The organism is Azospira sp. MPR-E4, assembly GCF_058809645.1.
Map to the genome: position 1 here is coordinate 18,340 of NZ_JBXAST010000044.1, position 9,087 is coordinate 27,426.

Consider the following 9,087-nt stretch of genomic DNA (forward strand, 5'->3'; position numbering starts at 1 on the left):
GCGAAGCGGCCGCCATTATCCGGGTTTCCCGGGGAAAGCCCTATTCCTCGGCCGGCCCCCTGGCCCGGCGGAGGCTCGGCAAAAGCCCGGCAAAAAAAAACGCAGCCCGAAGGCTGCGCGCAAACGCCAGGGTGACAGCAGGATCACCCCGGAGGGGGACGGTCCGGCCTAAGCCGTGCTCATGGCCGGCGCCGGGCGCGCCAGGCGAAGCCGAGCAGCACCAGGGCCCCCAGGCCGGCCAGGGCCCAGTGGGTGACGGCCGGCGGCAGGGGACTGTTGGCGGATTTGCTTTCCTGCACCGCGTAGCCTTGCACCGGCTCGCCGGCCTGGGCGGGCGGCGTCGGCCTGGGGGCCGGGGGCGGTGCCGCCTTGGCCTGGGCCGGCTGGGCCGCAGCCTTGGCGCCGGGGGGCGGTGCGGCCTGGGCGGCTATGCTTGCGGCGGCCGGCAGGGCGCTGCTGCGGCCGGGGGCGCGGGCGCCGCTGCCCGGGGCGGGCCGGCTGCGGGCCTCGGCCATGTCCCGGGCGTCCTGGGCCTGGGCCAGGGCGCTGACCTCGGCGCTGCTGCAGCTGTTGGCATTGCAGGCGACGCCCGCTTCGGCCATGACTTCCCGGTTCACCTGCTCCAGATGGGCCTTCACCCGGGGCTCGGCCTGCCAGTAGCCCTTGTTGATGGCCACCAGCATCTTGTCCACCACCGCCTGGTAGGCCCGCAGGTTCTTGGCTTCCCGGAACTTGTCCCTGACGCCCAGCTGGTTGCGGTCGGCCACGTAGGTCTCGTACATCTCCTGCCACTTGGCGCCGTCCACCGCCTCCGGCACGGTCACCTGCCAGCCCCACAGGTGCTCGGTCACCTTCATGACGAAGCGGGCGCCGGCATAGCCTTCCTTGAGCATGGCCTTGACCCATTCCGGGTTGGTGTAGCGGGTCCGCATTTCCCGGCCCATGAACTTGTCCAGGGTCTCGTGCTTGCCGCCCTTGCCGTCGGCCAGGTTGAGCACCAGGGTTTCCGGCGACTTGCCGTTCACCTGGCGGATGGCCATGGCCGTGGCGCCCAGGTACTGGAACACATCGTCGTTGTCCAGGGTGCCGTAGAGGTTGGAGGAGCGGGAGTGGATGGCCGCCTTGGCGTCCTTCAGGGCCATCTTGAAGAGGTCCACCGCCAGGGCCGCGCCGCCGGGGCGGTCGCCCCAGTAGCCCTGGCCGAAGAGATGGCCGACCCGGTTGAAGTACACGTCGGCCACCTGGCTTTCCTTATCCCAGGTGTTGGCGGCCTGGACCACGTTGTCCACCCCGGTGCCGTAGGCGCCGGAAGGTTCGGTGAACACCCGCACCGCCGCCAGGCGCGCCGCCTCGGCCGGGGCGATGCCCCGCTGCTCCAGGGCCTGGCGGGTCTTGCCCACATTGGCGCGGATGGGGTTGTCGTCCTCCTCCAGGTCCTTCACCTTGGAGACGGCCTCGTCCACCAGCAGCATCAGGGTCGGCAGGGCGTCCCGGTAGAGGCCCGAGGGCACCACGGTGACGTCCACCCGGGGCCGGCCCAGGTCGCGGCGGGGAATGATCTCCAGGCCGCTGACCCGGCCCCGTTCGTCCCATTGGGGCTTCACTCCCAGCAGGGCGAGGATTTCCGCCTCGGTGACGCCCTCGTGGCGCATGGCCTCGGTGCTCCACAGATTGAACACCACCCGGTCCGGGTACTGGCCGTGGCGCTGCCGATAGTCGGCGACGAACTTCTCGGCCAGGTTGTGGCCCTGTTCCCAGGTGCCCGGGGTGGGCAGGCGGGAGGGGTCGAAGCCGTAGAGGTTGCGTCCGGTGGGCAGGGAGTCCGGATTGCGGATCGGGTCGTTGCCCGGGCCGGCGGCCACGTAGCGCCCGGCCAGCCCCGCCTCCAGGGCGTCCAGCTCGGCCTTGCCGCTGGCTTCCATATTGGCCATCAGGGCTTCCAGGCGGCGCTGGTATTCGGCCGGAGCCAGCTTGCCGGCCAGGGCCAGGATGGCCTCGGCGGTGCTGCGCTGCATTTCCCTGGGCGGGGCGACACCGAAGGTGTGCAGGCCATAGGGGGCCTGGTGTTCGCTCACTTCCTTCAGGTAGTGCTCCAGTTCCTCCACCTCCTCGCCGTTGGCCAGGGTGTCCTTGCCGATGTCCTTGAGCACGCCCAGCTTGCGGGCCTGGGCGTTGATCTCGCCGAGGGCGGCCGCGGCGGCGGATTCGCTCTTCTGGGCCGCCACCACGTAGTCGTCGATGAGGCCCCGCAGCTTGACCAGCTCCAGGTTGAGGCTGGCCCTGTCGAAGGGGGGCGTCATGTGGGAGATGATGGTGGCCATGCCGCGCCGCTTGGCCTGCAGGGCCTCGCCGATGTCGTCCACGATGTAGGGGTAGAGCTGGGGCACGTCGCCCACCATGGCCTCCCCCGGATCGGCGGCGGTGAAGCCCACCTCCTTGCCGGAGAGCCATTCATGGGTGGCGTGGGTGCCCACATGCACCATGGCATGGGCCTGGTAGCCCTTCTGCAGCCACAGGTAGAAGGCCAGATACTGGTGGTGGGGCGGCAGGGCCACGTCGTGGTACATCTTCTTGATATCGCCCTCCCAGCCCCGGGAAGGCTGGGGCGCGAAGACCAGATTGCCGTAGCGCTGGGCGGGGAAAACGAAGTGGGGCTTGCCCTTGCCGTCCTTCCACAGCATCACCCTGGAGTTTTCCGGCTCGCCCCAGGCCTGGACCATGGCGCGGCGCAGCTTTTCCGGCTGGCGGTCGAACCATTTGCGGTAGTCGCTCACCGGCAGCAGCATGGCGTGGCCGCTGCGCACCATTTTTTCCAGGGCACCGGGAGCCCAGTTGCCGATGTTGGTGCCGTGTTCCCGCAGGGCGTCGAACAGGGCTTCTTCCGTCGCCGGGCGGCCCTGGGTGTTGTAGCCGGCCTGCTCCAGGCGGGAGAGGATCTGCCACAGGGAGCGGGGCAGCACGTTGAGATAGGAGGCGCCGATGTTCTCCTTGCCCGGCGGGTAGTTGTAGTAGATCACCGCCACCCGCTTGTTGGTGTTGAGCTCGTAGCGCAGCTCCACCCATTTCTTCACCCGGTCCGCCAGGCGCTCGATGCGCTCGGGGATGGGGGCCTCCACCACGTATTCCAGGCCGGTGCGGGGATCGCTCAGCCGTTCCTTGGAGGCCACCACGGTGGGGGCCAAGGCACCGGCGAATTCGGCTCCGGCGATCTGCCAGGCCCGCTCGTTGAGGCTCAGGCCCATGGGCGAATCCTCCCATTCCTGGCGGCTCTGGTTGAAAAGGGAGAGGGCATTGACCACGGGCACGTCCAGGGCCTGCATGACTGGGATGGCTTTCTCCGGCACATTGCCCATCTTCAGGGCCAGGCCCACCAGGGCCGCCACCCGGGCCTTGCCCCTGGGGTCGATGAAGTACTGTTTGACGGCATTCTCGGAAGGAAAGCCGAAGGCCGGGGCGACGTTGAAGCCGCGCCGCTCCAGGCTTTCCACCATGGCTTCGAGCAGGGCCGAGCGGCCGGCCTGGGCCGTGACCCGGTTGAAGACGATGCCCACCCAGACCCGCTCGGCGGCACCGGGGCGCTGCCGCAGGTAGTCCGCCGCGTAGTCCTCGAAGCGGCTAAAGAGCTGGCCGCTGCGGGGATTCCACAGGGCCACGGCCGGGAAGGGCCGGGGCGGCGGGGCCGCCAGGGGCAGACCGAAGTCCCGGGCCAGGGCCAGGCGCAGCATGGCGGCGTAGTTGTCCACTCCGCCGGCCTGGGCGTAGGCCCGCAGTTCCTCGTTGCGGCTCAGGCCCGCATCCCGTTCCCCTTCCTCGAAGGGCGAGCCGACGGCGTAGGCCTTGGCGCCGCGCCGGTTGATTTCGGCCACGGCGGGGGCAATCTGCTTCGCCAGGTCCCGGCCCATGTTGTAGATCAGGGCCAGGTCGGCTTTGGCCAGGGCTTCCAGGTCCGCCGGGCTGGGCTGGGAGGAGGAGGCGATGTGGAAGCGCACCTGCTGCAGGGCCGGTTCCCGCTGCAGCTGTTGCACCGCATTGACCGCCGTCAGGGTGGCCGGATCGCCGGGGAACAACACCAATGACAGGGGCCGGGCCTGGGCGGCCAGGCCCAGGAGCAGCAGGGCCAGGCCCAGGAAGAGGTGCCGGAGGTGGAACAGGATCGGGCGCCTGCCCTCAGTCGGCCGGTACATAGACGATCCTCCCGTCGGGCAGCTTGTAGGCGGTGCCGAGGCGTTCGCCCCGGCCCGAGAGTTTCTGGTCGGTGACCTTGGCGGCTTTGATCTCGTTGCCCTTCTTGGTGATGATCTCCATCTCGCCGTTGGCGTTCTTCTTCACCATGGTCACTTCGGAGCTGGGGTCCAGCAGGTCCATCATGTTGTAGGCCATGAACAGGGCGATCATCATGGAGACGATGAAGACGATGCTGGCGTCGAAGAGGTTGGCGACCCCGGCGATGGGGTCTTCCAGGGCCTCGCCGTCCAGGGAGAAGCGCCTACGCCGCTGCAGCAACCGCATCGTCGGCCTCCGTCTGCAGGTGGTGGGGGAGGGCTTGGCCGCTTTCCGCCAGGGCCAGTTCGGCGGCGTGGGCCATTTCCCGCACGTCGGCCCGCACCCAGCGTTCCCGGGAGAGGGCCAGCAGATAGGCGAGGACCCCGGCGCCCAGGCCGGCCACGGTGGCGGTGAAGGCGGTGACCATGCTGCCGGCCATCTTGGGGATGTTGCCTTCGGCCAGGGCGGCCAGGGAAATGCCCATGGGGATGAGGGTGCCCATGAGGCCCAGGGCCGGCCCCACCTTGATGACGAAGCGGATGCGGTCCAGGCGCCGCGACAGTTCCAGCTCCTCCGCCTGCAGCAGCCGTTCCACCTCGATCTCCAGGCGGCGCGGATAGCCCTTCAGGCGGTGCCGCAGCTGGCCCAGGCGCAGCTTGAAGCTTTCCACCTCCGGCAGATGGCCGCGGCGCCGCTGCCAGGCGTCGAACAGGGTGATGCCCAGTTGCAGGGGCACGTAGGCCACCAGCAGGGCGCAGCCGCCGATCACCGGCAGGTAGAGGGCGGTGGAGACTTGGTAGAGCAGTTGCTCGATGAGGGTAACGATTTCCATGATGGCTCCCAGGGTCAGAACGAGGCGCTCAGCTCGATGAAGGCATTGCGGCCGGGCATCTGGTAGTACTCGTAGTAGGTCTTGTCGAAGAGGTTGTTGAGGCCGGCGCTGACCTTGAAATTCCTGTCGAACTGATAGCTCAGCTTGAGGTTGGCCAGCCAGTACTTGCTGACGCCGCCGTAGACGTTCTTGATGACGTCGCTGTTGTCTTCCTTGCTGAACTGCTCGCCGGTGTAGGCGGCGGAGAGGTAGGCGCGCCACTGTTGCCACTGGGCGTCCAGGGCGAAGTAGGCGGTGTTCTTCGGCACATAGCGCAGGCGCTTGCCCTGCAGGCCGGTGCCGCTTTCGTCCCGGGTGATCTGGCTGTCGGTCCAGGTGTAGCTGGCGGAGGCCCGCAGCCAGGAGGCGAGGGGCATTTCCGCCGCCAGTTCCATCCCTTCTACCTTGGCTTCGCCGGCATTTGTGGCCACGGCGAAGAAGTCCACGTCGGCCAGGCTGCCGCTGTAAGGGCTGAGCTTGCGGTAGATCATGTCCTGCAGCCGGGTGCGGTAATAGGTGGCTTTGGCCGAGCCCTGGCCGGCCAGGGCCGTCTCGATGCCCAGGTCCCAGGAGGTGGAGGTTTCCGGCTTTAGATCGGGATCGGCCACCAGCAGGCGGCGGCTGCTGATGCTGGGCGTGGCATACATCTCATAGTTGGAGGGGGCGCGGAAGGCCTTGCCCAGGGAGCTGCGCAGGCTGGTGCCCGGGGTTAATCGATAGACTGCCGCCATTTTGGGAGAGAAGGCGGATTTGGTACGTTCCTGCATGTCCAAGCTGCCTGTCAGTGTTCCAACATATCGCTGCATCTCCCCTTGGGTGCTCCAGCGGTCATGGCGTCCGCCCAGATAAAGTGTGAGGTCGTCACCAAGGAAAATCTGATCTTGCAGGAACAGTGAGTTGGTACTGCTACTCCCATCGGATTGCTCATTGATGGCGCCGGTGGTGCTGTCCGGGGTGCGCCAGTTCGATAGTTGGTATACCTTGCGGTGCAGCTTGGCCCGGTTGGAGGCGATACCGATGATCAAGTATTGGTTGCTACCCACGGCAAAACCCAGTTGGGCCGATGCATCCAGGGTGGTGTTGGGAGTGCTGGTGCGGGTGCCCGGGCCGCCATCGAAGGTGGCACCGCCACCGGAACCGACATAGAAAGCCTCCCGGTCGAAGTAGCCCACATTGGCCTTGAGGTCGTAGCCATTGCCCAGCTTGCCGTCGAAACCGGCGAAATAGCGGGTCTCCTGGCGGTAGTTGGGATTGCTGGAATTCCAGAAGCTCGATTCCTTGATGCTGCCCAGCTTGTCGCCGTTGATGGAGACGTTGCTGGCGGGCAGGGCGAGGGGAGCGCCGTTCTTGCTCAGGTAGTTGTTGAAGCGCTCGAAGCCGATGCTGCTTTCGCTGCGGTTGAAGCCGGCGAAAAAGCGGGACTGGGCATCCAGGCTGTAATAGACCTTGGCATGCAGGTTGTTGGCGTGGGAGGAAATGGCGCCCTGGTCCCCCACCACATAGGCCTTCTTGCCATCCACCGTGGTGGTGGCCCGGCCGCCCTGGACCGCGTTGGCGCCGGTGCCGGTGGTGCCCACCGGCAGCACCACCAGGTCGCTGCCGGCGAAACCGGCCATGTCCTCGTAGCCGAAGCCCAGGGTGGCGGCCAGGCCGTTGTCCCACTTGTTGCGGTAGCTGGCTTCCACCGCACTGCGCTCGCCGTCGCCGAAGCCCCGGCTGACCTTGACCCGGGTTTCCTGCTTGGTGGGCACCTTGGTGATGACATTGACCACGCCGCCCATGGCGTCGCTGCCGTAGAGAGCCGAGGCGGAGCCGGGCACCACCTCGATCTGCTCCACCTCGCCCATGGGAATGCCCATCAGGCTGGCCAGGCCGCCGGCGTTGCCGTCGGAGAGACTCATGCCGTCCACCATCATCTTCACCCGGCCGTCGGAGAGGCCGCGGAAGGAGACGATGGGGGCGGTGTTGATGCGGGTGCTGGTGCCCAGGCCGTTGCGCATGTAGAAGCTGGGCACCTTGGCGGTGAGGGCGTCGCCGATGCGCACGGCGCCCGAGGCGTCCAGCTTGTCGGCCGTCACGACGGTGACGGCGGCCGGGGCCTCCAGGGTGGTCTGCTCGATGCGCGAGGCGGTCACCACCACGCTGCCCAGTTCCGTCTCGCCCTGCTCTCCGGCGGCCAGGGCGGCCTGGGAAAAGAGGGCGGCGATGGCGGCGGCCAGGAGGCGCCGCGGTTGTTGGTTGTTGATGCTCCCCATGTTGCTGTCTGACTCCAGTCGATGGCTACCGACCGGGCTTCGGGAAACGGGGGCACAAAGGATGAGGCGCGACCGCCGGCCCGAGGGCAGGCGGCAGAAACTCGGCTCAGAGGGAAAGGCCGGCGCTCCGATTCATGCTCCGCTCCGTCCGCAACCCCGCGGTCGGTGGCAGGTTCGTGCCGGCACCGTCCTCCATGGACGGCGGGCACGCAAAAATCAAAGGCCGGTCTCCGGGCTCGCCAGTCTTGATGTTCCGCCTTCCCAAGCCAGTCGCCGACCCCGGTGAGGGGGCGACGGGCTGGCTCAGTGGCTGGCGCTCCGGGGAGGAGGGCCGTGGAACATCCGCACTGGCTTACCGTTGCGGGGGCAGCCGAAGCTTGGGGCCGTGATGGCCGTTACTTCGTTCCCGTTTCACCCGGCGGCTGCTGCCGCCGGACACCTTTGACTGCTAATGGCTCCCTGGGGAGCCGGGATCGCAACTGCAGGCGATCAGGAGCGCGATCATACCCCCAATCCCGTCTATGACAAAAGTCTGTGTCCTGGGCTGCCCCATCCCCGCCAGGGGCCGGGGCAGCGTCCAGGGCACGGTGCAGCTGGTTGCCGCCCGGCTCAGTCCCAGGCCAGGGCGCCGCCGGTCTGGTACTCGGTGACGCGGGTTTCGAAGAAGTTCTTTTCCTTGCGCATGTTGGCCTGTTCGTCGAGCCAGGGCAGCACGTTCTCGGCGCCGGGGAAGGGCTCGGCCAGGCCCAGCTGGCGGGCGCGGCGGTTGGCGATGAAGCGGAACTGGTCCCGGTGCAGGTCGGCGTTGTAGCCCAGGATGGGCTCCCGCAGGATGTAACCGGCGTAGGCCGACTCGGCGGCTTCCGCCTCTTCCCACAGGGCCTTGACCTGGACCGGGTCCAGGGTCAGGTTTTCTTCCTGCAGGAGCTGGCGCACCACCCGGATGCCGAAGGCGCAGTGCAGCACTTCGTCGCGCATGATGTACTGCAGCTGCTCGGCGGTGCCCTTCATCAGGCCCCGGCGCTGCAGGGCGAAGATGGGAGTGAAGCCGTTGTAGAACCAGCAGCCTTCGAAGATGCCGGCGAAGAAGAGGTAGGAGAGGGTGAATTCGTGCAGGTTGTCCCGGTCCGTCAGGTCGAAGTCGGAACGCATCACCCGCTCCAGGCGGCGGTTGGCCAGGGCGATCTTGCCGTGGATTTCCGGCACCACCCGGTAGCGGTTGTAGATTTCCTTCTGGTCCAGGCCCAGGCTTTCGATGCAGTGCTGGTAGGTCCAGGTGTGCAGGGCCTCTTCATAGACCTGGCGGGCCTGGTAGATCTGCAGCTCCGGCGCGCTCATCTTCTCCATCACCGCCAGGCCGATGTTGCGCATGGCCAGGATGTCGGAGGTGGTGAGGTAGGACAGCACGTTCTCGAAGACGTGGCGCTCGGCCGGCGTCAGCTTGTGGTTGTAGTCGTGCACGTCCTGGGCCATGGAGATTTCCAGGGGCGTCCAGTGGTTGCGGTTGGCGTTGAGGAAGAACTCCCAGGCCCAGGGGTACTTGAAGGGCGCCAGCTGGTTGATGTCGGCCTTGCCGTTCACCACCCGCTTGTCTTCCGGGTTGATGGGGGCCAGGGAGATGCCGCCGGCAGGCAGGCGGGGCGCGGCTGCCGGGGTGGTGCCGGCCAGGGGCGCCGCCGTTCCTGCCTGGGCGGGCAG

Annotated in this window: 5 protein-coding genes and 1 riboswitch; all 5 genes read right to left on the minus strand. The window is 67.5% G+C overall.

The genetic code is table 11. The features are described 5' to 3' along the window. Positions 1-179: 179 nt before the first annotated feature. On the minus strand, positions 180-4,184 hold the full coding sequence (locus tag AC1RTA_RS12545) for a cobaltochelatase subunit CobN (RefSeq protein ID WP_492784873.1): 4,005 nt from the start codon (positions 4,182-4,184) through the stop codon (positions 180-182). Continuing rightward, positions 4,168-4,509, minus strand: a complete 342-nt coding sequence (locus AC1RTA_RS12550; RefSeq protein WP_014236992.1) for a DUF2149 domain-containing protein — start codon at positions 4,507-4,509, stop codon at positions 4,168-4,170. Before AC1RTA_RS12550 ends, AC1RTA_RS12545 begins: the two co-directional genes overlap by 17 nt. Further along, a complete protein-coding gene (locus AC1RTA_RS12555; RefSeq protein WP_492784874.1) occupies positions 4,487-5,095 on the minus strand; it encodes a MotA/TolQ/ExbB proton channel family protein in 609 nt (202 codons plus the stop codon). Before AC1RTA_RS12555 ends, AC1RTA_RS12550 begins: the two co-directional genes overlap by 23 nt. A 14-nt stretch (positions 5,096-5,109) precedes the next feature. Further along, a complete protein-coding gene (locus tag AC1RTA_RS12560) occupies positions 5,110-7,389 on the minus strand; it encodes a TonB-dependent receptor plug domain-containing protein (protein ID WP_492784875.1) in 2,280 nt (759 codons plus the stop codon). A gap of 204 nt (positions 7,390-7,593) precedes the next feature. After that, a riboswitch (cobalamin riboswitch) is annotated at positions 7,594-7,847 on the minus strand. Between the two features lie 151 nt (positions 7,848-7,998). Then, on the minus strand, positions 7,999-9,087 hold a 1,089-nt coding region (locus AC1RTA_RS12565; protein WP_492784876.1), incomplete at its 5' end, for a ribonucleotide-diphosphate reductase subunit beta.

Coding starts and splice junctions, on each gene's coding strand:
- AC1RTA_RS12545 (WP_492784873.1), bottom strand. CDS start 4,184: ATGTACCGGCCGACTGAGGGCAGGCGCCCGATCCTGTTCCACCTCCGG.
- AC1RTA_RS12550 (WP_014236992.1), bottom strand. CDS start 4,509: ATGCGGTTGCTGCAGCGGCGTAGGCGCTTCTCCCTGGACGGCGAGGCC.
- AC1RTA_RS12555 (WP_492784874.1), bottom strand. CDS start 5,095: ATGGAAATCGTTACCCTCATCGAGCAACTGCTCTACCAAGTCTCCACC.
- AC1RTA_RS12560 (WP_492784875.1), bottom strand. CDS start 7,389: ATGGGGAGCATCAACAACCAACAACCGCGGCGCCTCCTGGCCGCCGCC.